The 25852-nt window shown below is 72.0% G+C and carries 27 protein-coding genes and 4 tRNA genes; 8 read left to right on the plus strand and 23 right to left on the minus strand.

Translation table 11 applies throughout. The features are described 5' to 3' along the window. Positions 1-114: 114 nt before the first annotated feature. The 4 genes from ACLJPY_RS27265 to ACLJPY_RS27280 form a co-directional block, all read right to left on the minus strand. The gene (locus tag ACLJPY_RS27265) at positions 115-870 is read right to left on the minus strand and encodes a YebC/PmpR family DNA-binding transcriptional regulator (protein ID WP_410592642.1); all 756 of its coding nucleotides are present in this window, start codon (positions 868-870) and stop codon (positions 115-117) included. A 41-nt stretch (positions 871-911) separates the two neighbouring features. Next, positions 912-1538, minus strand: a complete 627-nt coding sequence (pdxT, locus tag ACLJPY_RS27270; RefSeq protein WP_410592643.1) for a pyridoxal 5'-phosphate synthase glutaminase subunit PdxT — start codon at positions 1536-1538, stop codon at positions 912-914. A 213-nt stretch (positions 1539-1751) separates the two neighbouring features. Then, positions 1752-2072 (minus strand): AzlD domain-containing protein, encoded by a 321-nt coding sequence (locus ACLJPY_RS27275; RefSeq protein WP_410592645.1) that lies wholly within the window; start codon positions 2070-2072, stop codon positions 1752-1754. Further along, entirely contained in the window at positions 2072-2764 is a 693-nt protein-coding gene (locus ACLJPY_RS27280; protein ID WP_410592647.1) for an AzlC family ABC transporter permease, read from the minus strand. Before ACLJPY_RS27280 ends, ACLJPY_RS27275 begins: the two co-directional genes overlap by 1 nt. Before the next feature lie 69 nt (positions 2765-2833). Between ACLJPY_RS27280 and ACLJPY_RS27285 the strand changes: the two genes are divergently transcribed. After that, positions 2834-3397 (plus strand): helix-turn-helix domain-containing protein, encoded by a 564-nt coding sequence (locus tag ACLJPY_RS27285; protein WP_410592648.1) that lies wholly within the window; start codon positions 2834-2836, stop codon positions 3395-3397. On the opposite strand, the gene ACLJPY_RS27290 is transcribed toward ACLJPY_RS27285, so the two are convergent. Further along, positions 3394-4314 (minus strand): GlxA family transcriptional regulator, encoded by a 921-nt coding sequence (locus tag ACLJPY_RS27290; RefSeq protein ID WP_410592649.1) that lies wholly within the window; start codon positions 4312-4314, stop codon positions 3394-3396. The genes ACLJPY_RS27285 and ACLJPY_RS27290 overlap by 4 nt on opposite strands. Positions 4315-4385: 71 nt before the next feature. Between ACLJPY_RS27290 and ACLJPY_RS27295 the strand changes: the two genes are divergently transcribed. Beyond that, positions 4386-4721, plus strand: coding sequence for a cupin domain-containing protein (locus ACLJPY_RS27295; RefSeq protein ID WP_410592651.1), 336 nt, complete (start codon positions 4386-4388; stop codon positions 4719-4721). Positions 4722-4725: 4 nt separating this feature from the next. Here the strand turns inward: ACLJPY_RS27295 and pdxS are convergent, their stop codons facing one another. The 3 genes from pdxS to ACLJPY_RS27310 all read right to left on the minus strand — a co-directional run bounded on the left by pdxS (position 4726) and on the right by ACLJPY_RS27310 (position 8196). Next, positions 4726-5649 carry a pyridoxal 5'-phosphate synthase lyase subunit PdxS gene (pdxS, locus tag ACLJPY_RS27300; protein WP_410592652.1) on the minus strand — a complete coding sequence of 308 codons (924 nt, stop codon included), beginning with the start codon at positions 5647-5649 and terminating at the stop codon, positions 4726-4728. 89 nt (positions 5650-5738) lie between these two features. After that, positions 5739-6722: a DUF5937 family protein gene (locus ACLJPY_RS27305; RefSeq protein WP_410592653.1), complete on the minus strand. Its 984-nt coding sequence runs from the start codon at positions 6720-6722 to the stop codon at positions 5739-5741. Positions 6723-6753: 31 nt separating this feature from the next. Continuing rightward, positions 6754-8196 carry an FAD-binding oxidoreductase gene (locus tag ACLJPY_RS27310; RefSeq protein WP_410592654.1) on the minus strand — a complete coding sequence of 481 codons (1443 nt, stop codon included), beginning with the start codon at positions 8194-8196 and terminating at the stop codon, positions 6754-6756. Between the two features lie 134 nt (positions 8197-8330). On the opposite strand from ACLJPY_RS27310, the gene ACLJPY_RS27315 reads away from it, so the two are divergent. Then, positions 8331-10439, plus strand: coding sequence for an elongation factor G-like protein EF-G2 (locus ACLJPY_RS27315; RefSeq protein WP_410592655.1), 2109 nt, complete (start codon positions 8331-8333; stop codon positions 10437-10439). Positions 10440-10586: 147 nt separating this feature from the next. On the opposite strand, the gene ACLJPY_RS27320 is transcribed toward ACLJPY_RS27315, so the two are convergent. From ACLJPY_RS27320 to ACLJPY_RS27380, 13 genes are all read right to left on the minus strand, one after another. Beyond that, positions 10587-11096, minus strand: coding sequence for an XdhC family protein (locus tag ACLJPY_RS27320; protein WP_410592657.1), 510 nt, complete (start codon positions 11094-11096; stop codon positions 10587-10589). A 12-nt stretch (positions 11097-11108) separates the two neighbouring features. Next, on the minus strand, positions 11109-11375 hold the full coding sequence (locus ACLJPY_RS27325; RefSeq protein ID WP_410592659.1) for a hypothetical protein: 267 nt from the start codon (positions 11373-11375) through the stop codon (positions 11109-11111). Positions 11376-11408: 33 nt separating this feature from the next. After that, entirely contained in the window at positions 11409-11657 is a 249-nt protein-coding gene (locus ACLJPY_RS27330) for a hypothetical protein (RefSeq protein ID WP_410592661.1), read from the minus strand. Position 11658: 1 nt separating this feature from the next. Continuing rightward, a complete protein-coding gene (locus ACLJPY_RS27335) occupies positions 11659-12141 on the minus strand; it encodes an NUDIX hydrolase (RefSeq protein ID WP_410592662.1) in 483 nt (160 codons plus the stop codon). Next, positions 12138-13283, minus strand: coding sequence for a glycosyltransferase family 4 protein (locus ACLJPY_RS27340; RefSeq protein WP_410593068.1), 1146 nt, complete (start codon positions 13281-13283; stop codon positions 12138-12140). Before ACLJPY_RS27340 ends, ACLJPY_RS27335 begins: the two co-directional genes overlap by 4 nt. 18 nt (positions 13284-13301) lie before the next feature. After that, positions 13302-14219 carry a phosphatidylinositol mannoside acyltransferase gene (locus ACLJPY_RS27345; protein WP_410592664.1) on the minus strand — a complete coding sequence of 306 codons (918 nt, stop codon included), beginning with the start codon at positions 14217-14219 and terminating at the stop codon, positions 13302-13304. A 73-nt stretch (positions 14220-14292) separates the two neighbouring features. After that, positions 14293-14916 carry a phosphatidylinositol phosphate synthase gene (pgsA, locus tag ACLJPY_RS27350; protein WP_410592666.1) on the minus strand — a complete coding sequence of 208 codons (624 nt, stop codon included), beginning with the start codon at positions 14914-14916 and terminating at the stop codon, positions 14293-14295. 88 nt (positions 14917-15004) lie between these two features. Continuing rightward, on the minus strand, positions 15005-15526 hold the full coding sequence (locus ACLJPY_RS27355; RefSeq protein ID WP_410592667.1) for a MarR family winged helix-turn-helix transcriptional regulator: 522 nt from the start codon (positions 15524-15526) through the stop codon (positions 15005-15007). A gap of 62 nt (positions 15527-15588) precedes the next feature. Continuing rightward, positions 15589-16131 (minus strand): HIT family protein, encoded by a 543-nt coding sequence (locus ACLJPY_RS27360; protein ID WP_410592669.1) that lies wholly within the window; start codon positions 16129-16131, stop codon positions 15589-15591. Next, positions 16128-18155, minus strand: coding sequence for a threonine--tRNA ligase (thrS, locus tag ACLJPY_RS27365; RefSeq protein WP_410592671.1), 2028 nt, complete (start codon positions 18153-18155; stop codon positions 16128-16130). The genes ACLJPY_RS27360 and thrS overlap by 4 nt, the downstream gene beginning before the upstream one ends. 133 nt (positions 18156-18288) lie before the next feature. After that, positions 18289-18903 carry a malonic semialdehyde reductase gene (locus tag ACLJPY_RS27370; RefSeq protein ID WP_410592673.1) on the minus strand — a complete coding sequence of 205 codons (615 nt, stop codon included), beginning with the start codon at positions 18901-18903 and terminating at the stop codon, positions 18289-18291. 374 nt (positions 18904-19277) lie between these two features. Further along, positions 19278-20801, minus strand: coding sequence for a sugar transferase (locus ACLJPY_RS27375; protein WP_410592675.1), 1524 nt, complete (start codon positions 20799-20801; stop codon positions 19278-19280). Between the two features lie 738 nt (positions 20802-21539). Beyond that, a tRNA-Val gene (locus ACLJPY_RS27380) sits at positions 21540-21611 on the minus strand. 390 nt (positions 21612-22001) lie between these two features. Here ACLJPY_RS27380 and ACLJPY_RS27385 point away from each other — a divergent pair. The 4 genes from ACLJPY_RS27385 (at position 22002) to ACLJPY_RS27400 (ending at position 22779) form a co-directional block, all read left to right on the plus strand. Further along, the gene (locus ACLJPY_RS27385; protein WP_013227152.1) at positions 22002-22427 is read left to right on the plus strand and encodes an SsgA family sporulation/cell division regulator; all 426 of its coding nucleotides are present in this window, start codon (positions 22002-22004) and stop codon (positions 22425-22427) included. 112 nt (positions 22428-22539) lie between these two features. Beyond that, positions 22540-22612: transfer RNA gene (locus ACLJPY_RS27390), tRNA-Gly, on the plus strand. A 23-nt stretch (positions 22613-22635) separates the two neighbouring features. Then, positions 22636-22706: transfer RNA gene (locus ACLJPY_RS27395), tRNA-Cys, on the plus strand. Position 22707: 1 nt separating this feature from the next. After that, positions 22708-22779, plus strand: a tRNA-Val gene (locus ACLJPY_RS27400). A 228-nt stretch (positions 22780-23007) separates the two neighbouring features. Here the strand turns inward: ACLJPY_RS27400 and ACLJPY_RS27405 are convergent. Then, entirely contained in the window at positions 23008-24123 is a 1116-nt protein-coding gene (locus ACLJPY_RS27405; protein WP_410592677.1) for a hypothetical protein, read from the minus strand. A gap of 101 nt (positions 24124-24224) precedes the next feature. On the opposite strand from ACLJPY_RS27405, the gene ACLJPY_RS27410 reads away from it, so the two are divergent. Next, a complete protein-coding gene (locus ACLJPY_RS27410; protein WP_410592678.1) occupies positions 24225-25052 on the plus strand; it encodes an alpha/beta fold hydrolase in 828 nt (275 codons plus the stop codon). Here ACLJPY_RS27410 and ACLJPY_RS27415 read toward each other — a convergent pair. Next, entirely contained in the window at positions 25027-25830 is an 804-nt protein-coding gene (locus ACLJPY_RS27415; protein ID WP_410592680.1) for an IclR family transcriptional regulator, read from the minus strand. The two genes, ACLJPY_RS27410 and ACLJPY_RS27415, sit on opposite strands and share 26 nt — an antisense overlap. Positions 25831-25852 lie beyond the last annotated feature (22 nt).

The following is a 25852-nucleotide window of genomic DNA, read 5'->3' on the forward strand; positions in this document are numbered from 1 at the left end:
GTTTCCGGCCCGGGCACGAAAGCGGTGCGACGTAAGGGAAAACTCAGCCGACTTCGGCGAGCACCTCGTCGGACACATGGAATGCTACGCAGTGCGTAGACGTTCTGGACGTCGTCACCCGACTTCGGCGAGCACCTCGTCGGACACATCGAAGTTGGCGTAGACGTTCTGGACGTCGTCGCAGTCTTCGAGGGCGTCGATCAGCTTGAAGACCTTCTTCGCGCCGTCCGCGTCGAGCGGGACGCTCACCGACGGCAGGAACGTCAGGTCGGCCGACTCGTATTCGAAGCCGGCGTCCTGCAGCGCCTTGCGGACCGGCACCAGGTCGGTCGCCTCGGAGACGATTTCGAAGCTCTCGCCGAGGTCGTTGACCTCTTCGGCGCCCGCGTCGAGGACCGCCATGAGGACGTCGTCCTCGGCCGCCGCGCCCTTGGGCATGAGCACGACGCCCCTGCGGTTGAACAGGTAGGCGACCGAGCCCGGGTCGGCGAGCGAGCCGCCGTTGCGGGTCAAAGCGGTGCGGACCTCCGACGCGGCGCGGTTGCGGTTGTCGGTGAGGCACTCGATCAGGACGGCGACGCCGTTCGGGCCGTAGCCTTCGTAGGTGATGGTCTGCCAGTCGGCGCCGCCGGCCTCTTCACCGGCCCCGCGCTTGCGGGCGCGCTCGATGTTGTCCTGCGGGACCGAGTTCTTCTTCGCCTTCTGGATGGCGTCGTAGAGCGTGGGGTTGCCGTCCGGGTCGCCACCACCGGTGCCCGTGCGGGCGGCCACCTCGATGTTCTTGATCAACCGCGCGAAGAGCTTGCCGCGCTTCGCGTCGAGGTTGGCCTTCTTGTGCTTCGTGGTGGCCCACTTGGAGTGGCCGCTCATCTCTCCTCCATCTGTTCCGTACCCCGGCCGGGCACCGCGTCTCAGGCAGCCTTTCGCACGAGGTCGACGAACAGCCGGTGCACCCGCACGTCGGGCGTCAGTTCCGGGTGGAACGCGGTCGCCAGCACCGCCCCTTGCCGGACCGCGACGATCCTAGCGGTGTCCGCTTCGACGCCGGGCACGCCGCTGACCGTGGCCAGCACCTCGACGCCGTCACCGGCCTTCTCGACCCACGGGGCCCGGATGAACACGGCGCGGACGTCCCCCTCGACGCCGGCGAAGTCCAGGTCCGCCTCGAAGGAGTCGACCTGCCTGCCGAAGGCGTTGCGGCGGACGACGACGTCGAGCCCGCCGAGCTGCTGCTGGTCGGGCCGCCCGTCGAGGGTCTGGCGCGCGAGCAGGATCATCCCGGCGCACGAGCCGAACGCGGGCAGCCCCTCGGCGATCCGCGCCCGGAGCGGTTCCAGCAGCTCGAAGCTCTCCAGCAGCCGCGACATGGTGGTCGACTCCCCGCCGGGCAGCACCAAACCGTCCACTTCGGACAGCTCGGCGGCGCGGCGGACCGGCTTGGCCCGCGCACCCGCTTCGGCCAGCATCGCGACGTGCTCCCGCACGGCACCCTGCATGGCGAGCACACCGATGACCGGTTCCGACGACGCTCCTGCCACCCGACCTCCCGAAAGACCTTCCCACCAGCCTAGACGCCCCCGCCCCGCGCCTCACGAGCAGGTCAGGCCCGCTCCCCCGGCCCGTCGCCCCGGGCGCCCCAATGTGGCCTTCGTTGCGTCACACGCACCGAAGGCCACATTCGTTGCGTCTCACGCACCGAAGGCCGCCTTGGGGCGCCGGCAATGGGCCAACAGCGGAGTGTGAGTGTCCGGTCAGGGGACGCCGGCGAGGCGGAGGAGGGCCGCCGTGGCCGCGGCCGCGACCACCACCAGGACGAACGGGGCCTTCCGCCAGGCCAGGACGCCCGCCACCAGGACACCGGCCGGCCGGGCGATGCCCGCGAAGCCGTGGCCCTCGGTCAGTGCGCTGACCGCGACCAGGGCGGCCAGCAGGACCACCGCCGCCAGCGCCATCAGCCGTTCCGCCTTCGGGGTCAGTTTCACCCGGCTGCGCAGCAGCGGACCCGCGAAGCGGAAGGCGAACGTGCCCACGGCCAGCACGGCCGTGGCGATGAGCAGTTCCGCGCCGTCCATCAGTGCACCTCCTGCGGCTCGGGTTCCTTCGCGGCGACGCCCGCGACCACCCCGGCCAGCGCGAGCAGCACCGGCAGCCCGGCCGGCAGGAACGGCGTCGCGGCCAGCGCGACGAGCACCCCGAGCAGCACCGGCAGCCGGGCCGCCTTGTCGCGCAGGGACGGCAGCACCAGTGCCAGCAGGACGGCCGGGAAGGCCGCGTCCAGGCCGAACGCGTCCGTGTCGCTGATCGCCGTCCCGGCGAACGCGCCCGCGACGACGCCGACGTTCCAGCAGGCGAACAGGCCGATCCCGCACGCCCAGTACGCCGCGCGACGGCGGTGCGCCTCGCGCTGGGCCAGCGCGAACGCGACCGATTCGTCGATCATCAGGTGGCTGCCCGCCAGCCGCGCGGCCCACCGCTCGCCGAGGACGTCGCCGATCGCGAAGCCGAACGGCAGGTGCCGGGCGTTGGCCAGCAGCCCGGCGAGCACCGCGGCGAACGGGTTGCCGCCCGCGGCCACGATCCCGACGAACATGAACTGCGACGCCCCGGCGAAGACCAGCAGCGACATCAGCATCGGCAGCCACAGCGGGAAGCCGGAGCTCACCGCGATGGCACCGTAGGAGACCCCCACGAGACAGTCGGCCAGGCAGACCAGGCCGATGTCGCGGGCCAGGCCCCGATCGAGTGTTCGCCATATCGAACGCATGTGTTCTATAGTGAACACACGACCCCGTGTTCGTCAACGCGAACAAAACGACCGATGGAGCGAACAGTCATGCCGCACGAAACGCCGGGCGCGCCGCTGGACCTCATCGCGGCCTCGCTGCGCCGCGAACGGACCCGCGCGGGACTGTCCCTGACCGAGGTCGCGCGCCGCGCCGGCCTGGCCAAGTCGACGCTGTCCCAGCTCGAGTCCGGCACCGGCAACCCGAGCGTCGAGACGCTGTGGGCCCTCGGCGTCGCCCTCGACGTGCCGTTCTCCCGGCTGGTCGAACCGGACCGCCCGAAGGTCCGGGTGGTCCGCGCGGGCAAGGGCCCGACGGTGTTCGCCGAACACGCCGACTACGCGTGCACGCTGCTGTCGGCTTGCCCCACCGGCGCCCGCCGCGACATCTACGTCGTCCGCGGCGAGCCCGGCACGCCCCGCCGCTCGGACCCGCACATGTCCGGGGTGGTCGAGCACATCGTGCTGTGCGCGGGCCGGGCCCGCATCGGCGTCACGGACGACCCGGAGGAGCTCCTGCCCGGGGACTACATCTCCTACCCCGGCGACGTCCCGCACATCTTCGAAGCCCTCGAGCCGGGCACGTACGGCGTGGAGATCTCCGAATACGTCTAGGGGGCCCGGAGCGCCCGCCGGTACGCCCCCGGCGTGGTGCCGACGCGCTCGCGGAAGCGGCGGCGCAGGTTGACCGCCGAGGCGAGGCCGACGCGGGCCGCGACGGCCTCCACCGGCAGGTCCGTCTCCGCCAGCAGCGTGCGGGCCGCCGCCACGCGGCGGGACAGCAGCCACGCGCCCGGGCTCGTCCCCACCCGGTCGGCGAAGCGCCGGGCCAGCGTCCGCGGGGAGACGTTCAGCCGCGCGGCCAGCTCGGCCACCGGCAACGGCGTCCCGAGCCGCTCCTCGGCCCACGCGAGGAGGGCGGCGAACTCGTCTTCGCCCGCCGGTTCGCGTCCGTCGTCGCGGTGCGGCGGCAGGACCATGTGGCGGGCGAGCCGGGCGGCGTACTCGGCGCCGTGATCGCGCCGGACGAGGTGCAGGCACAGGTCGACCGCGGCACCCGCGCCCGCGCTCGTGGCGACGTCGCCGTGGTCGACGTACAGCGCGCCGGGTTCGACGCGCACCCGCGGGAATTCGCGCGCCAGCTGCTCGGCGCGCGAGGAGTGCGCGGTCGCCGAACGGCCGTCCAGCAGGCCCGTGCGGGCGAGCGCGAAGACGCCGGAGCAGATCGAGACCAGCCGCGCGCCGCGGGCGTGGGCCTGCCGCAACGCCTGCCGCACGCGGGCGGGCAGCGGGGCCTCCACCGGCGCCCAGCCCGGGACCAGCACGGTGCCCGCGGACTCCAGCGCCTCGAGGCCGTGCGCCACGGCCATCGCGTACCCGGCCGTCGTCGGCACCGGGCCCGGCGCCTCGGCGCACACCTCGAACTCGTAGTGCCGCGGCAGCCCGGCGCGCGTGGTGCCGAACACCTCGGCGGCCACGCCGAGTTCGAACGTCGACTGCACCGGCCGCACGAGGGCCACCACGCGATGCATGGCAGGAAAGTACCCCACGGTGTCGTTCCGGCCACTGTCGCGCACCGGCGGCGCCGAGGCACGGTGGGGCCATGCACCCGGAAATCCTCGCCCAACCGGGCTACACGTCCGCATCCGTCGCCGACGCCCCCGTCCGGGAGCTGTTCCCGGGCGTCCGGCTGCGTCCACTGTGGACGGGAGCGAACGGCGCCCACGCGAACGTCCTGGAGATGGCCGCGGGCAGTTCGTGGCCGCGGCGGGACGTCCACGAGCCCGGCCCGGAGGAGGTCTACGTCGTCGCGGGCACGTTCGAGGACGGCGCCCGCAGCTATCCGGCCGGGACGTTCCTGCACGCCCCGGCCGGGAGCTGGCACGTGCCCGCCAGTGCCACCGGCTGCACGCTGTTCCTCTTCTACCCCGAGGGTTAGGAGGTCACCAGCCGCGCTCGGCGAGGCGGTGCGGCTCCGGCAGCTCCTCGACGTTGATGCCGACCATCGCCTCGCCCAGGCCGCGCGAGACCTTGGCCAGCACGTCGGGGTCGTCGTAGAACGTCGTCGCCTTGACGATCGCCTCGGCGCGCTGGGCCGGGTTGCCGGACTTGAAGATGCCCGAGCCGACGAACACGCCCTCGGCGCCGAGCTGCATCATCATCGCCGCGTCGGCCGGGGTCGCGATGCCGCCCGCGGTGAACAGCACCACCGGCAGCTTCCCGGCCTCCGCCACCTCGCGAACGAGCTCGTACGGCGCTTGCAGCTCCTTCGCCGCGACGAACAGCTCGTCCTCGGGCAGGTTCTGCAGCCGCCGGATCTCCTGGCGGATCTTGCGCATGTGCGTGGTCGCGTTGGAGACGTCGCCGGTGCCGGCCTCGCCCTTGGAGCGGATCATCGCCGCGCCCTCGGTGATCCGGCGCAGGGCCTCGCCGAGGTTGGTCGCGCCGCAGACGAAGGGCACGGTGAACGCCCACTTGTCGATGTGGTTGGCGTAGTCGGCCGGGGTGAGGACCTCGGACTCGTCGACGTAGTCCACGCCGAGGGACTGCAGGACCTGCGCCTCGACGAAGTGGCCGATGCGCGCCTTCGCCATCACGGGGATCGAGACGGCCTCGATGATGCCGTCGATCAGGTCGGGGTCGCTCATCCGGGCCACGCCGCCCTGGGCGCGGATGTCGGCGGGCACGCGTTCGAGGGCCATCACCGCGACCGCGCCGGCGTCTTCGGCGATCTTGGCCTGCTCGGCGGTGACGACGTCCATGATCACGCCGCCCTTGAGCATCTCGGCCATGCCGCGCTTCACCTTGGCGGTGCCGGTGACGGACTGGACGGTGCCGCTGGAGGGGGTGGTCTGCTGCTCGGACACGACGAGGCCTTTCGACACGAAGACGGGGGGTTACCTCTCCGAGGGTAGGACCGCGGTGGACCCTCCAGGCAGGCCAGTGCGCGGGTATCTCAGGAGTCCACTTCCGGCACTCCCGCGACCAGGACCTCCGCCGCCTTCGTGCGTGCGTACAGCACGTGACGTCCGGCACGGTGGCCGCTGACCAGGCCCGCGGCCTTGAGGACGCCGAGGTGCTGCGACACCGCCCCGGCGCTGAGCCCGGTCCGGCGGCCCAGTTCCGCGGTGGACGCCGGCGCGGCCAGTTCGGCCAGCAGCATCGCGCGGCCGCGGCCGACCACGGCGGCGAGCGCGCCGGGCGCGGTGGCCGTGCCGGTCTCCCACAGCGTGGCGATCCCGCGCGGCGGGTAGCGCAGCACCGGCTGCCAGCGCGCGTCGGTCTTCGAGAACACCCGCGGCCAGACGAACGCCGAGGGCACGAGCACGAGACCGCGCCCGTCCAGCGGGACGGCCGCGTGCAGGTGCCGGTGCGCGACCGTGAGCGTGCCGCCCTGCCAGCGGACCAGCGGGGTCAGGTCGTTGAACAGCTCGGCCGCCCCGCCGCGGGCCAGCAGCCGGGACCGGTACAGCACGTCGGCTTCCAGCAGCGCCCGGATCCGCGGCCAGTCCGGGGCCAGGACGAGCTGCCAGTACCGCTCCATCAGCGTCGCGAGCCGCTCCAGCCCCGCTTCGGGCTCGCGGTGGAGGCGGTTCAGCGCCGGCGAGCGCGGCCCGCTCATCGCGTCCAGTTCGCGCCGGACGAAACGGGCGGGCACGTCCCGCAGGTCGGCGAGCTCGTCGGCCAGCTCGGGCAGCGGCGACGACGGCGTCCCGGCGAGGAACCCCGGCAGGTGCCGCAGCGGGACGAGGTCGCGCAGCAGCCCGATGTCCAGGCCGGCCTCGGCGAGCGCCGCGGTGGCGCGCTTGATCCACGGCAGGTGCAGGGCGTGCTGTCCCGGCGAGTTCAGGACGCGGACGCTCGCCACGATCTCCCACGCCGGGGAGAACGCGAACCGGGTGTGCGCCAGGTCCTCGGTGGAGAACGCCAGATCGAGCACGGCTGCCTCTCTGCGGAAACGTCCGCGCAGTCTAGGTAGCTCCGATGTGGACAGTCGAGCGGGGGGCCGGCAGTCCCTGCGGGAACGCGAAAACGCCGTGCGGGTCGTAGTGGCGGGCGACCGCGCGCAGCCGGGGCAGGTTCACCCCGTAGTACGCCTGCGCCCAGTCGGGCATTTCCGGGTCGAGGTAGTTGACGTACCCGGTCGTGCCGAACTCCGGTCCCAGCCCGTCGCGCACGGCGGCCAGCGCGCGCCGGGCCTCGGCTTCGCCGCCGTCGTCGGGCGTCGCGCCGTGCAGGAACTGGAAGCTCGCCAGGGCCGACCGGTGGGGAAAGGCGGTCTCGCGGGCGCCGACGCGGGCGATCGCACCGCCGGCGGAGTCGATGAGCGTGCCGACGCGCGGCGCCCGCGTCAGGACCTCGACGACCGCGGCCGGGTCGCGGACGGGCCGCAGCAGCATCCGCGAAGTGCCGACGTAGGCCGCCCGCACCGCAGCCGTCCCCGGACGGGACTCGTGGTCGTCGAACGACCGCATCGCGCTCAGGTGGTCCCGGACCACCGCCTCCCGTCCGGCGGGCGGCGTGCCTACGCGCCGGACGAGGTCGTCGAGCAGCGGCTTCAGCCGGGCTTCGGGGCCGAGGAACGTCCCGCTGGTCTCGGCGGCCGCCGCGCCGATGTTCACCCCCGACCACAGTTCGTCCGGCATCCCCGGCAGCCAGTCCTGCCAGCCCGCCAGCAACGCGGCCTGCGTCCCGGTGGGGAAGGTGAGCTTGTAGGTGACGACGTCGGCGATCGGGACGGTCGAGAAGGTGAAGCCGGTGACGATCCCGAAATTGCCGCCGCCCCCGCCGCGCAGCGCCCAGAACAGGTCGGGTTCCGCCGTGCGCGACACCGTGCGGACCCGGCCGTCAGCGGTGACGATCCGCGCTGCTTCGAGGTGGTCGCACGTCAGCCCGTGCTTGCGGTCGAGGAGGCCGAGGCCGCCGCCGAGGGCGACCCCGGCGATGCCGACGGTTTCGCACGAGCCGGCGGGCAGCACCCGGCCGCGGGCGGCCAGCGCGGCCGCGATCGGCCCCAGCCGGGCACCCGCCCCGATCGCCACCCGGCCGTGCGCGAGCACGTCGATGCCCGAAAACCGGCTCAGGTCCACCACGATCCCGCCGTCCACAGTGGAATAGCCGGGGTAGCTGTGCCCGCCGCTGCGGGCAGCGATCGGCAGGCCGTGCCGGGCCGCGAACCCGACCGCCGCCTGGACGTCCTCGACGCGCGCCGCGCCGACGACCGCGGCCGGCACCCGGTCGTCGTACATGGTGAAGAAACCCTGCTTGGCCTCCGGGTAGCCCGGGTCACCCGGGCGGTACAACGGCCCGGCCAGCCGCTTCCGCAGCCGCCCCCAGTCGTCCGGCGGGGGCCACCCCGCCAGGCCCGCCACCGGCACCGCCCCGGAAATCCGCAGGAAAGACCGCCTGTCCACGCACTCCCCCTCACACCGCGCCTCCCCCCGGGGGCATTCGGCTGGTCCCGAGGGCCTTGCCTTGCCGTGACCAGGGTAGCGGGTGTGTGATCGAGGACACATCCCGTACACCAGCCGTTCGCCGAGGAGTCGTCATGGCAGACAAACAAGCCAAGAACGCCGACGCCGGGGCCGCCGTCGCTGTGGACGACCCCGCCAAGGTCCGCAACGTCGTGCTCGTCGGCCCGGCCGGGTCCGGGAAGACCACCCTCGCCGAAGCCCTGCTCGCCGTCTCCGGCACGGTGCCGCGGGCCGGCTCGGTCGTCGACGGCACGACGGTGTGCGACCACGACCCGGCGGCGGTCCGCCAGCAGCGCTCGGTCGGCCTCGCCATCGCGCCGGTGCTGCACCAGGGCCACAAGATCAACCTGATCGACACGCCCGGCTACGCGGACTTCGTCGGGGAGCTGCGGGCCGGGCTGCGGGCCGCCGACGCGGCGCTGTTCGTCGTGAGCGCCTCCGAAGGCGTCGACGCGGCGACGGCCGCGGTGTGGGAGGAGTGCGCCGCGGTCGGGATGCCGCGGGCGGTCGTCGTCTCCCGGCTCGACCACCACCGGGCCGACGCGATGGCCGAGATCGCCGCTTGCCGGGCCGCGTTCGGCGCCGGCGTGCTGCCGCTGTACCTGCCGGCGGGCGACGGCCTGGTCGGGCTGATCACCCAGCGGTACTTCGACTACTCCGGCGGATACCCGCCGAAGCTCGGCGAGCCCGACCCGGCCGACCTGGAGCGGCTGGCCCAGGCCCGCAACGAACTGATCGAAGGGGTCATCGCCGAGAGCGAGGACGAGTCCCTGATGGACCGGTACCTCGCCGGCGAGGAGATCCCCGAGGAAACCCTCATCGCCGACCTGGAGACCGCGGTCGCGCGCGGGTCCTTCCACCCCGTCATCCCGGTGTGCTCGAGCAGCGGGGTCGGCCTGGCCGAGGTGCTCGACGGCATCGTCCGCGCGTTCCCCTCCCCGCTGGAGCACCGGCCCCCCGACGTCACCACGCCCGACGGCGGCGAGCACGCCGCGCTCACCGCCGACCCCGCGGGCCCCCTCGCCGCCGAGGTCGTCCGGACGGCGGTGGACTCCTACGTCGGCCGGGTGTCCCTCGTCCGGGTGTTCTCCGGGACGCTGCGCCCGGAACGGCCGGTGCACGTGTCCGGACACGGCCTCACCGAGCGCGGCCACGAGGACCACGACGCCGACGAGCGCGTCGCCCACCTCTATTCGCCGCTCGGCTCTTCCCTGCGGGAGGTGCCCTACTGCGTCGCAGGCGACCTCTGCGCGCTGACGAAGGTGGGCTCGGCGGAGACCGGCGACACCGTCTCCTCCCCCGACGACCCGCTGCTGATGGAGCCGTGGGCGATGCCGGAGCCGCTGCTGCCGGTCGCGGTGGTCGCGAAGACCCGCAGCGACGAGGACACCCTCGCCCGCAACCTGGCCCGCCTGGTCGCGGGGGACCCGACGCTGCGGCTGGACCGCAACGCAGAGACCGGCCAGCTGGTGCTGTGGTGCATGGGCGAAGCCCACGCCGACGTCGTGCTCTCCCGGCTGCGCGCGGGCGGCGCCGACGTCGGCACCGAACCGGTGAAGATCAGCCTGCGCTCGACGTTCGCCAAGCCGGCCAAGGGACACGGGCGGCACGTCAAGCAGTCCGGCGGGCACGGCCAGTTCGCCGTCTGCGACATCGAGGTCGAGCCGCTGCCGCGCGGCAGCGGGTTCGAGTTCGTGGACAGGGTCGTCGGCGGCGCGGTGCCGCACCAGTTCATCCCGAGCGTGGAGAAGGGCGTGCGGGCCCAGCTGCAGCGCGGGCTGGCCGACGGCCACCCGGTGGTCGACGTCAAGGTGACGCTGGTGGACGGCAAGGCGCACAGCGTGGACTCGTCGGACGCGGCGTTCCAGATGGCGGGCGCACTGGCCCTGCGCGAGGCCGCGGCCAACGGGCACATCACGATGCTGGAACCCCTGGAGGAGGTGGCGATCCGGCTGCCGGACGAGCACCTCGGCACGGTGCTGGGCGACCTGTCCTCCCGCCGCGGCCGGGTGCTGGGCACCGAAGCCGGCGACGGCGGCCGCACGGTGATCCGCGCGGAGGTCCCGGCGACGGAACTGGTGCGCTACCTGATCGACCTGCGCTCGATGACCTCGGGCACGGCGACGTTCACCCGCCGCCACGCGAGGTTCGAGCCGATGCCGGAAGGAATGGCGGTCCACTGAGCAGCCTGGAGGGTCGGCCCGGGTACCCGGACGGTCGGCCCGCGTACCTGGACGGTCGGCCCGCGTACCTGGACGGTCGGCTGGTGAACCGACCCTCTGGGTACGCGAACCGACTGCCTGGGTACGCGAGCCGACCCTTCCGGTTCGCTAGGAGGTGAAGTCGAAGCCGCCCGGGCGGTTGTTGCGGTCGGCCAGGAGGCCGGCCAACGTCGCCAGGGCAATCTCCGGCGGGGTGCGGGAGCCGATGTTCAGCCCGACCGGGCGGTGCACGCGGGCGATGTCCGATTCGGGCACGCCGAGGCCCTGCAGCGCGGCCACGTGCGGGCCCGGGTGACGCGGGTTGCCGAGCACGCCCACCCAGCGGGGCTCGCCCTCGAGCGCGGCCTTCAGCACTGCGCCGAGTTCGGGCCGGTGGTGGTCGGTGACGACGACGTCCGCGGCCGCGTCGAGCCGCGGCAGCACGGTGTCCGCCTCGAAGCCCTCGGGCACGTCGGTGACGCGCGCGGGGTCGGGCTCGAAGAGCGCGACGCGGTACCCGAGGTCCTTCGCGAACTTCAGCAGGTACCGGGAAACCGGCGAGGCGAACACCGCCACCAGGGTCCGCAGCCCGGGGTCGGCCGGGGCCGTGCCGTGGGCGACGTCGCACGTCTCACTCATGCGCCCAGTGTGTCAGCCGCCGACCTGCTCGCCCACCGTCACGCGGAACTGCCACACGTCCGTCCGGCCCTTGATAAGCACCAGGTACCCGTCGCCCACCTCCAGGACGACCCGCTTCTGCGGCGACGACGGCCGCGGCGGCCGGTGCTGCTTGGCCAGCAGGTACGCCTCGCCGAACGCGGTGTCGCGGTCGGCGTACCCCGCCGCGTCGGCGACGCCCCAGCCCCGGCCGTCGCCCGCACCGCCCTGCTCCTCGATGACCACCCACCACGTACTCATGCCCGTTCCGACGCCGGCGGGCCGCGGAAGGTTTCAGATCTCTTCGAGCACGCTCAGCCGGAAGTGGAACGTCGACGTCCGGCCCTCGACGACGACCAGGTAGCCGCCCGGGCCGCGCAGCACCGTCCGCGACTTCGGCGACCACGGGAAGGCGGGCTGGTGCTCCCGCGCCAGCCGCAGCGCTTCGGCCTCGGCGGTCGGCTGGTCGGCGTAGGAAAACCGCTCGGACAGCGACCACGTCCGCTCCGAGGTGCGCTGCTCCTCGACGACCACCCACCACACGTCAGACCTCCGGCTCGGCGAACTCGAAGTACTCCGGCAGCGGCGCGGTGCCCGCGAGGCGGAAGTACCGCACCTTCCGCCGCCGCCGCAGGCGCAGCGTGTCGCGGACGGCGTCGTTGTGAACGCGGCGGGCGATCACCACCCGGTGTTCGGCGTCGGTGAGTTCCTCGGCCAGCTCGGCCGGCAGGCACGCCCGGTCGACGCGCCTGAGCTGCAGCGTCAGGTCACCCTCTTCGGCCTCGCGGTCCGCGCGCGGTGCCGCTTCGGCGCGTTCGGCCGAGGTCCGCAGCTCGGTGTCGCCCAGTACCACCGCCACCGCGCGCGCCACCACCGCGCGGCGGGCCAGCGCCGCGTCGAGCGCCGCCCAGCCGGCGTCCGTGCGGATGTGCAGCCGGTCGAGCCGGTTCGCCGTCGCCACCAGGAAGAGCCCGCCCAGCACGACGATCGCCGCCAGCACCGGGAGCAGCCAGCCGAGCACGCTCACCGGGCGAGCTCCCGCTCCGGCGCCGCCACCCGCCGCGGGTCGGCCGCGACGGCCGTCTCGTAGACGCGCAGCACCTGGGTGGCCACCACCGACCAGTCGTACATCGTGACCCGCTCCCCCGCCGCCGCGGCCAGCGACGCGCGACGCGCCGGGTCGCCGAGCAGCTCGCGTAGCCCATCGGCGAGCGCGGCCGGGTCACCGGTCTCGACGAGCTGCCCGGCGCGGCCGTCGTCGAGCACCCGCCGGAACGAGTCGAGCCCGCTGGCCAGCACCGGGGTGCCCGCGGCCATCGCCTCGGTGAGGATCATCCCGAAGCTCTCGCCGCCGGTGTTCGGCGCGCAGTAGACGTCGACGCTGCGCAGCGCCTGGGCCTTCACGTGGTCGTCGACCTGGCCCAGCAGCTCCAGGTGCGGGGCCAGCTCCGGCCCGGCGTCGCGGCGCAGCTGCTCTTCGTCGCCGCGGCCGACCACGACCAGCCGCAGGTCCTCGAACTCCGGGAGGATCCGCCGCAGCGCCTCCAGCAGCACACCCATCCCCTTGCGCGGCTCGCCGAACCGGCCGACGAACCCGACCGTCCCGCCGGCCCGCGGGTAGCCCGGCAGCGGTGTCGCCGAGGAGAAGAACTCGACGTCGACGCCGTTCGGGATCTCCACGGCGTCGCCGCCGGCGTGCTCGACCTGCACCCGGCGGGCCAGCGCGGACACCGCGATCCGCGCGGTGATCTTCTCCAGCAGCGGCCGCAGCACCGGCTGGAACGCCGAGAGCGTGCGCGAACGCGTGGTCGCGGTGTGGAACGTCGCCACGATGGGGCCGTCCGCGATCAGCAGCGCGAGCAGCGACAGGCTGGGCGCGGCCGGTTCGTGCAGGTGCAGGACGTCGAAGTCGCCTTCGCGGATCCAGCGCCGCACCCGCGTGTAGGACACCGGACCGAACTGCAGCCGCGCGACCGAGCCGTTGTACGGGATGCCGAGCGCCTTGCCCGCCGGGTGGACGAATTCGGGCAGGTCCGCGTCCTCGTCCGCGGGCGCCAGCACGGACACCTGGTGTCCGCGCGCGAGCAGTGCTTTCGTCAGGTCGATGACGTGTCCCTGCACCCCGCCCGGCACGTCGAAGGAGTAGGGGCACACGATCCCGATCCGCATCGGCCGCGTGGCCACCGCTCAGCTCGCTTCTTCGAGGCTGACCCGCTCGCCGGCCTCGAGGTCGGCGGGCCAGAACTTCTGCACCATGTGCCAGTCGGCCGGGTGCGCGGCGATGTCGCCGGCGAAGATGTCGGCCAGCGCCTGGGTCGCGGCCGGGACCTCGGCCCGCGCGGTGACCCGGATGCGCGGGTGCAGCCGGATCTGCCAGCCGTCCTCGGTGAACCAGCAGCCCGCCGGGATCAGGGCCGCACCGGTCGTCGCGGCCAGCCGCGCCGGGCCGCCGGGCAGCCGGGCCGGCTCGCCGAAGAACTTCACCTGGATGCCGCTGGTGGTCAGGTCGCGGTCGCCGACCAGGCAGACCGCCTTGTTCTCGCGCAGGCGTTTCAGCAACACGCGCATCGCCGAGCTGTCGCCGGTCAGCGGCACGATTTCGAAGCCGAGGGACTCGCGGTACTCGACGAACCGGCGGTAGAGCGACTCGGGCTTGAGCCGTTCGGCCACGGTCGTGAAGCCGCCGAGGTAGTCGGCCAGCCACACACCGGCGACGTCCCAGTTGCCGCTGTGCGGCAGCGCCATCACCGCGCCGTTGCCCTCGGCCAGCGCCGCGTCGAGGTTCTCCACGCCGGTGATCGACGCCGCGACCTTGGCGCTGACCTCCTTGTGGTCCATCGAGGGCAGCCGGAACGTCTCGTGCCAGTACCGGGCGTACGAACGCATCGCGCGCCGGGTCAGCTCGTCGAGCTCGACCGGGTCGGCCTGCGGCACCACCCGGGCGAGGTTCGCGCGCAGCTGCCGCACGCCCCCGCCGTCGTGGCGGACGGCGAGGTCCGCGCCGAGCGAGAAGACCGTACCGCCGAACCCGGCGGGCAGCCAGCCGGCGAGCTTCCACCCGGCCGCGTAGCCGAAGGCGCTCAGCCGCTCGCTCAACTTGCTCATGCGCCCGCCTCGCTGACGCTCGGCGCGGCCTGAGCCGGATGCGCAGTGTTGAATGATTCGTTCGCAGGCTCACTCATGCCGGTTGCTCCCCGGCGGCCTCGCGGGCCGCCTTCGCCACCGCGGCGAAGCGCTGCGCCAGCGTGATCACGGACCCGGCGGCGAGCAGCCAGAGCGTGACGTCCACCGTGTACGGGATGCCGAAGCCGTGCAGCCCGGTGCCGACGAGGGCGATGATCAGCCGCTCGGCGCGTTCGACGAGGCCGCCGTCGACCGGCAGGCCGGAGGCGTCGGCGCGGGCCTTGACGTAGGAGATGACCTGGGCGAGGACCAGGCACAGCAGCGCCGCGGCGGCAGCCGGGTGGTTGTCGTCGACGACGAAGCACCACCAGGCGATGGCCGCGAACAGGGCGCCGTCGACCAGCCTGTCGCAGGTCGCGTCGAGCACCGCGCCGAACGGGGTGCCGTAGCCGCGGGCGCGGGCCATCGCGCCGTCGAGCAGGTCGAGCATGGCGAACCCCCACACCGTGAAGGTGCCCCAGAGGAGGTAGCCGTTCGGGAAGAAGGCCAGGGCGCAGACGACCGCGCCGGCGGTGCCGAGCACGGTCATCGCGTTCGGGGTCAGCCCGGCACGGACCAGCGCCTGGCCGATCGGGTCGGTGACGCGGGAAACGGAGGCACGCGCGAAGATATTGAGCATCGGTTCGTCGAGGCACCTGGCTACGAGGGTCGGGTGGGCGAATGCAGCCTATCCACCCACGTGCGCGGCCCCGACGCGCCGCCCCGGGTCAGCCCGATTTCGTGAGCCGGCCCTCGTGCTCCCGCGCCTCTTCTGCGGCCGCCGCGGCCGCGCACTTCGGCGAGAGCTGACGCCGGATCGCCGCACTGATCTCGCCGAGCGCCGTCACCTGCTCCGGGGTCAGCGGGTCGAACAGGCTTTCGCGGACGGCCTCGACGTGCCCCGGCGCGGCCGCTTCGAGCGCGGCGAAGCCGGCGTCGGTCAGCACCGCCCAGGCGCCGCGCTTGTCGGTCGGGCACGCCTCGCGCCGCACCCACCCGTTCGCCTCCAGCCGCGCGACGGCGTGCGAAAGGCGGCTGCGGGACGCCTGGCGCGCGTCGGCGAGCTCGCTCATCCGCAGCCGGCGGCCTTCGGCCTCCGAGAGCGCGACGAGGACTTCGTAGTAGGTGTGCGGCATGCCCGAGTCGTGCTGCAGCTGCCCTTCGAGGTGTGCGCTGAGCATGCGGGTGGCCGCGTTGAACTCACGCCAGACGCGCTGTTCGTCGTCGCTGAGCCATCGGGTTCCGGACATAACTCCAGCATACTCTCGGTTGAACACTCAATCAGGAGTTTTTGCCGGTCAGCGCGGCCGGCTCACCAGGCGTCGGCCAGCATGTCCCGCGTCTCGCCCAGCAGCTGCGGCAGCACCTTCGTCTGGCCGATGATCGGCATGAAGTTGGCGTCCCCGCCCCACCGCGGCACCAGGTGCTGGTGCAGGTGCGCGGCGATGCCCGCGCCCGCGATGTGCCCCTGGTTCAGGCCGATGTTGAAGCCGTGGGCGCCGGACACCGCCCGGATCACCTTCATCGCGTGCTGCGTGAACTCGGCGACCTCGCGCGTCTCCTCGACCGTCAGCTCGGTGTAGTCCGCGACGTGCCGGTACGGCACCACCATCAGGTGGCCCGGGTTGTACGGGTACAGGTTCAGCACGGCGAAGACGACGTCGCCGCGGGCGACGATCAGGCCGGTTTTGTCGTCCAGCGAAGGGATCCGGCAGAACGGGCAGCCGGGCTCCTCGTCGCCGTCCGGCTTGTCCTGGCCCTTGATGTAGGCCATCCGGTGCGGGGTCCAGAGGCGCTGGAAGGCGTCCTGGACCCCGATGCCCTGCTGCTCGACGAACTCGGGACCGTCACTCACCGAACGACCGTCTCCAGCGCGTCGGCCGACGGCGACGCGTTCTCGCGGCGCGCGACCCACTCGGCGATGGCCTCGACCGCCTTTTCCACCGGCACGCCGTTGATCTGGCCGCCGTCGCGGAAGCGGAAGGACACCGCGCCCGCCTCGACGTCCTTCGCGCCGGCCAGCAGCATGAACGGCACCTTCTGCGTGGTGTGCGTGCGGATCTTCTTCTGCATCCGGTCGTCGCTCGCGTCGACCTCCGCGCGGATGCCCTTGGCCCGCAACGCCTTCTCGACGTCCTGCAGGTACGCCACCTGGTCGGCGGTGATCGGGATGCCGACCACCTGCACCGGGGAGAGCCACGCCGGGAACGCGCCCGCGTAGTGCTCGGTCAGCACGCCGAAGAAGCGCTCGATCGAGCCGAACAGCGCGCGGTGGATCATGATCGGCCGCTGGCGCGAGCCGTCGGACGCGGTGTACTCGAGCTCGAACCGCTTGTTCTGGTTGAAGTCCAGCTGGATGGTCGACATCTGCCAGGTGCGGCCGATGGCGTCCTTCGCCTGCACGGAGATCTTCGGGCCGTAGAAGGCCGCGCCGCCCGGGTCCGGCACCAGCTCGAGGCCGGAGTCGACGGCGGCCTGCCGCAGCGTCTCGGTGGCCTCCTCCCACTCCCAGTCCTCGCCGATGAACTTGTCGGAGTCCCCGCGGGTGGACAGCTCGAGGTAGAAGTCCGAGAGGCCGTAGTCGGCGAGCAGGTCGAGGACGAACTTGAGCAGCGACTTGAGCTCGCCCGGCATCTGCTCCTTGGTGCAGTAGATGTGCGAGTCGTCCATCGTCAGCCCGCGCACGCGGGTGAGACCGTGCACCACACCCGACTTCTCGTAGCGGTAGACGGTGCCGAACTCGAACAGCCGCAGCGGCAGTTCGCGGTAGGACCGCCCGCGCGAGCGGTAGATCAGGTTGTGCATCGGGCAGTTCATCGCCTTGAGGTAGTAGTTCTCCTCGTCGAACTGCACCGGCGGGAACATCGTGTCCGCGTAGTACGGCAGGTGGCCGGAGGTGTGGAACAGCTCGCCCTTGCTGATGTGCGGGGTGTTCACGAACTCGTAGCCGGCCTCCTCGTGGCGGCGGCGCGAGTAGTTCTCCAGCTCACGGCGGATGATGCCGCCCTTGGGGTGGAACACCGGCAGGCCGGAGCCGATTTCCTCCGGGAAGGAGAAGAGGTCCAGCTCGGCGCCGAGCTTGCGGTGGTCGCGGCGCTCGGCCTCGGCGATGCGCTCGAGGTGGGCCTCCTGCGCTTCCGCGGACTCCCACGCGGTGCCGTAGATCCGCTGCAGCTGCGGGTTCTTTTCGCTACCGCGCCAGTACGCGGCGGCGACGCGGGTGAGCTTGAACGCCGGGATGAACTTCGTCGTCGGCACGTGCGGGCCGCGGCAGAGGTCACTCCAGACACGTTCCTTGGTGCGCGGGTCGAGGTTGTCGTAGATGGTGAGTTCGCCCTCGCCGACCTCCATCACCTCGGCGGTGTCCACTTCGGACTTGAGATCGACGAGTTCGAGCTTGAACGGCTCGTCCGCCAGTTCCTTCTTGGCCTCGTCGACGGAGTCGAAAACGCGCCGCGAGAACTGCTGAGCGCCCTTCACGATCTGCTTCATGCGCTTTTCCAGCGCCTGCAGGTCCTCCGGGGTGAACGGCTTGTCGACGGCGAAGTCGTAGTAGAAGCCGTCCTTCACCGGCGGGCCGATGCCCAGCTTGGCGTCCGGGAACTGCTGCTGCACGGCCTGGGCCAGCACGTGCGCCGCCGAATGGCGGATGACGCTGCGGCCGTCCTCGGTGTTCGCGGCGACCGGCTCGACCTCGGCGTCGGCTTCCGGCACCCAGGCGAGGTCGCGCAGCTTCCCGCCGGCGTCGCGGACCACGACGATCGTGTCCTCGCCCTTGGTCGGCAGACCGGCCTCGCGGACCGCCGCGCCCGCCGTAGTGCCCGCCGGTACCACCACGCGGGAGGCGGCCACGGGGGAAACGGGGGGCGACTGCGACACGATCGGCTCCTCAAGCTGGAGTGACAGAGATGACGCGGTCGATGCTAGTCGTCGGCGCCCGCGGACCTCACGCGCGTGGCGCGAACGCGGAACAGGCCGCTCCCGGATCCGGGAGCGGCCTGTCGGAGCGCGCTCAGAGGGTCTCGACGACCTGCTCGAAGTCCAGCCGCGGCAGGCGGTCGTACCACGGGTTCTCGCCCGGCTTGCCGACGTTGACGACGACGAGCGAACGCCACTTCTTGTCCGCGAAGAACTCCTCGTCCACACCCTGGGCGTCGAAGCCGGTCATCGGGCCGGCGGCCAGGCCGGCGGCGCGGACGCCGATGATGAAGTAGCCGACCTGCAGCAGCGAGTTCAGCTTGGAGAACTCGACGCGGCCCTGCTCGTCGGCGAAGTTGTCCTTCACCTGCGGGGCGTGCGGGAAGACCTGCGGGATGTTCTCGTGGAAGTCGACGTCCGCGGCCAGCACGACGGTCAGCGGGGCGGCTTCGGTCTTGGCCCGGTTGCCCGGGGCCATGTGCGGGAGCAGGCGGGCCTTCGCCTCGGCGGTCCGGAGCACCAGCGCGCGCAGCGGCTGGGTGTTCATCGACGTCGGGGCCCACTTGACGAGGTCGTAGATCGCGCGGACCTGCTCCTCGGTCACCGGCTCGGAGCTGAAACTGTTGGCCGTGCGGGCCTCGCGGAACAGCAGGTTCTGGACGTCCGCGGGGACCTGGATGGCTTCGGTCTGCTCGGCAAAGGTGGTCATGGGGCTGAGCTTCCTTCCGTTGGGTCGGTACCCCGTCCAACCAGGTTGAGCGTTGAACTATTTCGAGCTCAACTATCGAATCGTGGTGAGCTGGACCACAGGCGGGACCACCGGCTGTCGGCGGCTGTCACCCGAGCGGGTGACCGACGGCCGGCCGGGCGCCGGTAACCGGCGCGAACGGGCCAGGCCGGCTGACCCGTCGGACCCGGGTGCGCATGGGCCAACGGGCGCACCGGGGCGGCCTGACGGCCCGGGAGCGCGCGGGATCGCCGCGGGCCGTTGCACGGCGCAGCCACCGGGGCGGAAACGGGCACGGCCGCCGGCTCCCCGCGTCGGGAGCCGGCGGCCGTGGTGCGCGGCGCGGTGGAGCCGGGTCAGTAGGCGCCCTGCCCGCCCATCACCGCGCGGAACGTCTTCCAGAGGATCACCAGGTCCAGGGCGAGCGACCAGTCCTCGACGTAGCGCAGGTCGAGGCGGATGCTCTCCGCCCACGTCAGGTCGCTGCGCCCGCTGACCTGCCACAGGCCGGTGAGGCCCGGCTTGACGAGCAGCCGGCGGCGGGCGTCGGGGGCGTACGTCTCGGTTTCTTCCGGCAGCGGCGGCCGCGGGCCCACGAGCGACATCTTCCCGGCCACGACGTTGAACAGCTGCGGCACTTCGTCGAGCGAATACCGGCGCAGGAAACCACCCACCCGGGTGATACGCGGATCGCGCTTCATCTTGAAGAGCGGGCCCGCGCCCTCGTTTTCCGCGGCCAGTGCCTGCTTGATTTCGTCGGCGTTGGTGACCATCGTCCGGAACTTCAGCATGGTGAACGTCGCGCCGTCGCGGCCGACGCGGCGCTGCCGGTAGACCACCGGGCCGCCATCGTTCAGCTTGATGGCGACGGCGATCGCCAGCAGCAGCGGGGACAGCAGGGTGAGCAGCAGGGCGGAGCCGCAGCGGTCGACGATCTCCTTCACCACGCGGCGGCCGCCGGTGAACATCGGCGCGGTGACCCGCAGCAGGGGCATGCCGAGCACGCCGGTGACGTTGAGCCGGGGCCCGGCGACCTCCATCAGGACGGGCGCGACGACCATCTCCGCGCCGGTGCCTTCCATGTCCCAGGCGAGCCGCTGCAGCCGCTTCGGCGTCCAGTACTGGTCGGCGGTGATCGCCACGACCCGGTAGCCGCCGCGGCGGACGTGCCGGGACAGCTCCTCCAGCCGCCCGACGACCGGGACGCCGTCGATCTCGCCGCTGTCGCGGTCTTCGCCGTGCCCGGTGAACGTGCAAGCGGCCTCGACGCGCCAGCCGACGTGCACCTCGGAGCGGGTCCGGGCGATGAGGTCGGCGACGGTTTCCGGGCTGCCCGCGGCCATCACCGGCAGCAGGCAGAGCCCCTTGGCGCGCTTGCGGTGCAGCACCTGGCGCAGCAGGTAGCGCTGCGGGAAGGCCACCAGGGCGATGGCCGGGACGACGACGAAGACCCAGACCTGGACCTCCAGCGCGCCGAACAACAGGCCGCCGAGCGCCACCAGGACGGCGGCGGTGATGAAGCCGCGGCCGAGGGTGCGGTACTCCTCGGCGCCTTCGCCGAGCACGCGCGGGCTCCAGGCCCGGCTGGCGGGCAGCGAGACGAAGACCGCGAGGATCGTGCCGAAGGCGTGCATGTCGTGCGGGGCAACGCGATCGATGACGAACGCGCTGATCGCGATCACCAGCAGCGTGATGAAGACGTCGCTGCCGATGACCCAGGCTCTGTACCGCGCTTCCCAGGCCGCCGGCCACGCCTTGGCCGACGGGCCGCCGGCGTCGACGAGGCTTTCGTCCCGCTTGGCGGGACGCGGGATGGCCTGGAGGTCGATGTGCGGCGGTGGCTGGCTCACCGTGTACGAAGGCCGCACCGACTCTTCCATCTGACCTCCCGCGAACTGGATCGAGTTGAGCCGCAGGCACGCAGCGTCACCGGAGATGATTTCGGAGAGTTAACCGAATCTCAGTGGTCGCGCAGAGCCCGCGGAGGCTTCACACGGCAAGTTATCGGCGACCCTCTCAGCAGTGTTACAAGGGATTTCCAGCCACATCCTGCGGGCGATCCCCGCCAGAAAATGGCCGGAAGATAACAAGATGACGACGATGCGCGGGACGACGTATTCCCACGAAAACTACGTTGAGTAACGAATTGGGCGATGCCCGCACCCGGGTGGACCAAGCTCGGCCGAACGGCCCAACGGCGGGACGGGGTTCTACTGTGGACACTGCCGGGCCCGGGTGGTCCACAGTGGACCAAGCGGGCCGGTGGACTGGGCGCGGCGGACACCGACAGTGACATTCGTCGCTGCGGCGTCACGTGCGCCGGCGTTCGCCGGCTCTCCGGACGTGCCGAGGATCACATCGGACCTCCCGCGGGGTGACGTTCGACAGAAACCCGCCGTGGCGGCAAGGTTCGAAGGCACGTTCGGCGGGCCCCGGCGGCGCGGCACGAACCGCTTTCGTGAGCTCATACGGACGATTCGAACGGATCGTTCACTCCGCTTCGGGCGCGCGCGAGGCCTCGCCGCGGAAATGCGGCCCGGCCTGGGAACGCGGCGGCCGTCGCCGGCGGCGTCGACGAAAAAAGCCCCGTTCGCGGTTGGGCGAACAGGGCTCTCGGGTGGGCGATACTGGGATCGAACCAGTGACCTCTTCGGTGTGAACGAAGCGCTCTCCCGCTGAGCTAATCGCCCGCTCGCGGTGTTGTGAGGAACTCTACCGTACAACTTTCAGGCGCCTGCAAACGGGTGGTCCTGTCCGACCACACTCCGCTTACCGGCGAGTACGGAACGCACAACCCCGAGCTAGCCGGGGTCGTGCCGGCCGGGGGCCGCCTGACGCCACGTTCGACATCCGTGCGACGGTGCTATCGCCCGGCGACTAAACCGCGCAGTATGGAGGCGTGGGCTCCGCGGGGCGCGCCGGTCAGTTGCGCGCCGCGGGTGGTCACGGGTGGAGAAGGGGGCCGAAGCGCCCGGACGGGTGATCTGCGGCGCACCCGCGACGGAAGCGGCCTCCTGATGCGTCCAAGCAGTGACGCCCTCGGCCGGGCCGGGCCGGGAAGGGAGACGAAGGGTAGGACGATGCGCAACGATCACGTGACGCTCCGCTCGACGGCGGTCTTCGACCTGCTGGCGCCGCGGACTCCCGCGGTTCCGGTCAAGGTGGAACTGCGCTACGACACACGCGACCCGTACGCGGTCGTCGCCGCCTTCCGCACCGGCCGCGCCGGCTGGGTCGAGTGGGTGTACGCACGCGACCTCCTCGCGGACGGCCTCCTGGCCGACGCGGGTGACGGAGACGTCCGCATCCGCCCGTCGGTCGAAGACCCGGAAGCGGTCCTGATCGAGCTGAACTCGCCCTCCGGGCACGCCATGTTCGAGGCGTCCGCCCAGGAGCTGGCCGACTTCCTCGACCGGACGTACGACGTGGTCCTCCCGGGCAACGAGCACCTGTGGGTCGACGTCGACGACGCCCTGACCCACCTCATCCCGCACGATTTGGCCTGATGACGGGCCCGCAACGGCGGAGTGACACCCCGGTGTCGGGCCGGTTTTCGGGGTCCGATATGGTTTTCCCACACCACGGCGACGGGGACTCGGGTTCCCGGAGCTGCGGATTGCGGATGTAGCGCAGCTGGTAGCGCATCACCTTGCCAAGGTGAGGGTCGCGGGTTCGAATCCCGTCATCCGCTCGGTAGGCTCTCGAGCCTGGCACGGTGGAGTGGCCGAGAGGCGAGGCAACGGCCTGCAAAGCCGTGTACACGGGTTCGAATCCCGTCTCCACCTCGCGCGATTAGCTCAGCGGGAGAGCGCTTCCCTGACACGGAAGAGGTCACTGGTTCAATCCCAGTATCGCGCACTCGATCGCAGGAGAGCCCTGTTTGCGGAATGCGCAAACGGGGCTCTCTTCGTTGTGTCCTGTGGGGGCCGAGCCCCCACACCCCCGCCGGGGGCAAGCCCCCGGACCCCCGCGTGTGGTCACCTCGGGCAGTGCAGCCAGGGACTGCAGCCGGTATCTGGTTGAGCACGGCGTCGTCCAGTTCGAGCCCGTCCCACGCCGGTCGGTTGTTCGGCGGTCGAGGGCAGCTCACTCTCCGGTGGACGGCACGAACCCCGGGAAGCTCTGCTCACGTTTGCCCAGCCAGTGCGAAATGCGGGCCGGGGCGTGGGCGTACGGGTCGGGTACGCCCAGTTTGCGGGCGGCGTCCAGGGGCCAGTTCGGGTTGTAGAGCAACTCTCGGCCGAGCGCGACCAGGTCCGCCCGGCCGTGCTCGATGATGGACTGGGCTTGGGCCGCACGGACGATGTGCCCCACGGCCATCGTCCTGCTTCCGGTGCGCTCGCGGACCTGCTGCGCGTAGGGCACCTGGTAGCCGTAGCCGGTTTGCAAGCCTGGGAACGGCAGCCCGGTGATCCCTCCGGAGCTGCAGTCGATGACGTCGACGCCGTGCGCCTTCAACTCCCCGACCAGCTCGACGGTCTGGTCGATCGTCCATTCGACGTCGACGCACGAAAGGCGGACGAAAAGCGCCTTGCCGTCCGGCCAGACCGTCCGGATGCGGTCGACGATCTCCACGAGGAACCGGAACCGGTTCTCCGTCGACCCGCCGTAGTGGTCGGTGCGCCGGTTCGCCAGCGGCGAGAGGAAGCTGTGGATCAGGTAGCCGTGGGCCGCCTGCAGTTCGAGGACCTCGTACCCGGCTTCGTCCGCCCGTCGGGCGGCGTCCGCGAAAGCCGTCACGGTGTCTTCGATGTCGCGCAGCGTCATTTCGACCGGAGTCTCGGCGCCCTCGAGTCCCATGGGGATCGCGCTGGGCGCGAGCAGTGGCCAGTCCGCGGACGGCGGTGGTGTGCCGGGGATCCACGGCGGGTTCCGGCGCCCTTTGCGGCCGGCGTGGATGAGCTGGATGCCCGGCACGGCGCCACCGGCCTTGACGACTTCCACGAGCTGCGCGTAGAGCGGAACCACGTCGTCCTCCCACAGACCGAGGTCGCCCGCGGTGCCGCGGCCGCGCCGGTCCACCGTCGTGCCTTCCTGGATCACCAGTCCCGCCCCGCCTTCGGCCAGCCGTCCGTAGTGGACGGTGTGCGTCGGCGTCGGGTGACCGTCCACTCCGGAGTACTGCCACATCGGGGACACGACCACCCGGTTCGGCAGGCGCACCCCGCGGATCTCGATCGGACTGAACAGGGTCGGCGGCATTCCGCGGCTCCTTCACTCGGCGATTGACATGCCTCCACGGCGCACTTACCGTCATGCTAACCAATGAAACGCCGTATCGCATAGTGGCACGAGGAGCAGGCATGGCGACGAACCGGGTGACGGAAAGCCGCGAAGTCCACCGGCCGGACGAGACGTCCATCCGGTACTCGATCAGCGGACCGGACGAGGGGCCCACGGTCGTCTTCGTCCACGGCTGGGCGTGCGACCGGACGGACTTCGCCGCGCTGACCCGGTTCCTGCCGGACGAGTTCCGCGTGCTCGCGGTCGACCTCGCCGAGCACGGCGAATCGCGCTCGGCGCGCGACACCTGGACGATCGAGGAGTTCGCGCGCGACGTCGCCGCGGTCCTCGACGCCGAAGCGGTGACCGACGGCGTCGTCGCCGGGCACTCACTCGGCGGCGCGGTGGCGGTCGAGACGGGCCGGCTGCGTCCCGCGCGGGTCCGGCACATCGTCGCGCTTGACGCCCTGCACTACCTCTTCCTCTTCGGCGCCGTGACCGACGAAGAGGCCGAAGGGTTGCTGCGACCGCTGCGGGACGACTTCGCCGGGCTGGTCCGCGCCATGGTCGAGGCCGGTTCGCCGCCGGGCACCGACCCGGCGCTCAAGGACGCGCACTTCGCCAAGATGGCCGCGGTGCGGCAACCGGCGGGGACCAGGGCGTTCGAAGGCCTGGTCGCCTGGGACATGGACGAGGCGCTCGCCGACGTAACGCAGCCGATCACGGTGTTCGGCGTGCGCGACCTGGTCACCCCGGAAGCGATCGACCGGCTGGCGGGCCGGGCCGACGTGGTGCTCGTCGACCTCGGCAGTCACCACTTCCCGGCGGAGTCACCGGAAGGAACGGCCGAGCTCATCGCCGGCGTCGTGCGCGCGGAGGCCGTCACGGGGACGACAGCAGGCGGCTGATCTCGTCCGCGGCCGCGACGACCTTCTTCGCCAGCTGCTCTTCCCGTGCGGGCTGGTACCGCATTTCCGGGATGCTCAGCGTGACCGCCGCGATGGGTCGTCCGGCCGCGTTGGTGACCGCCGCGCCGAGGGAAGCGACGTGCGGGCGGTACCACGACGACATGTTCACGGCGTAGCCGCGCCCGGCGGTCCGCGCGATCTCCTCGCGCAGCTCGTCGGGACCGAGCAGCGGCGCACCCTCGAACTCCCGGGGCTCGGCCCGCAGGACTTCGCCGACCTCGCCGGGGTCGAGGCGGGCGAGGATCGCGACGCCGCCCGAGCTCGCCGCGAGCGGCACCCGGGTGCCGATCTCCATGAACACGCGGACGAGCTGCGAGCTGTCCTCGCGCGCGACGATCAGGTACTCGTCGCCGTCGCGCAGGCCGAGGAGCACCGTCTCGCCGGTCTCGGCGGCCAGGCCCTTGATGACCGGCGTCGCCACTTCGCGCAGGTCCTGCTCGCCCGCGCTGCGCAGACCCAGCACGAGCGCCTTCATCGTGACGCCCCACCGCGCGTGCTCCCGGTCCACGATCCGGAGCCAGCGGGCCTGTTCGAGGGTGACCAGGCAGCGCTGGACCGAGCTCTTCGGGATGCCCGTCACCCGGGCCAGTTCCGAGACGCCGATCGGCTGGCGCACCGCGACTTCTTCGAAGACGCGAAGCGTGCTCAGCACGCTGTTCATCGACCGGATGCTGCTGCTCGGCTTGTCCGGTTCGCCGCCGTCGCCAGGGGTGCTCATGAGGCCACGACCGTACCACTGG

It is taken from the genome of Amycolatopsis sp. lyj-23 (genome assembly GCF_046549135.1).
Taxonomy (GTDB): domain Bacteria; phylum Actinomycetota; class Actinomycetes; order Mycobacteriales; family Pseudonocardiaceae; genus Amycolatopsis.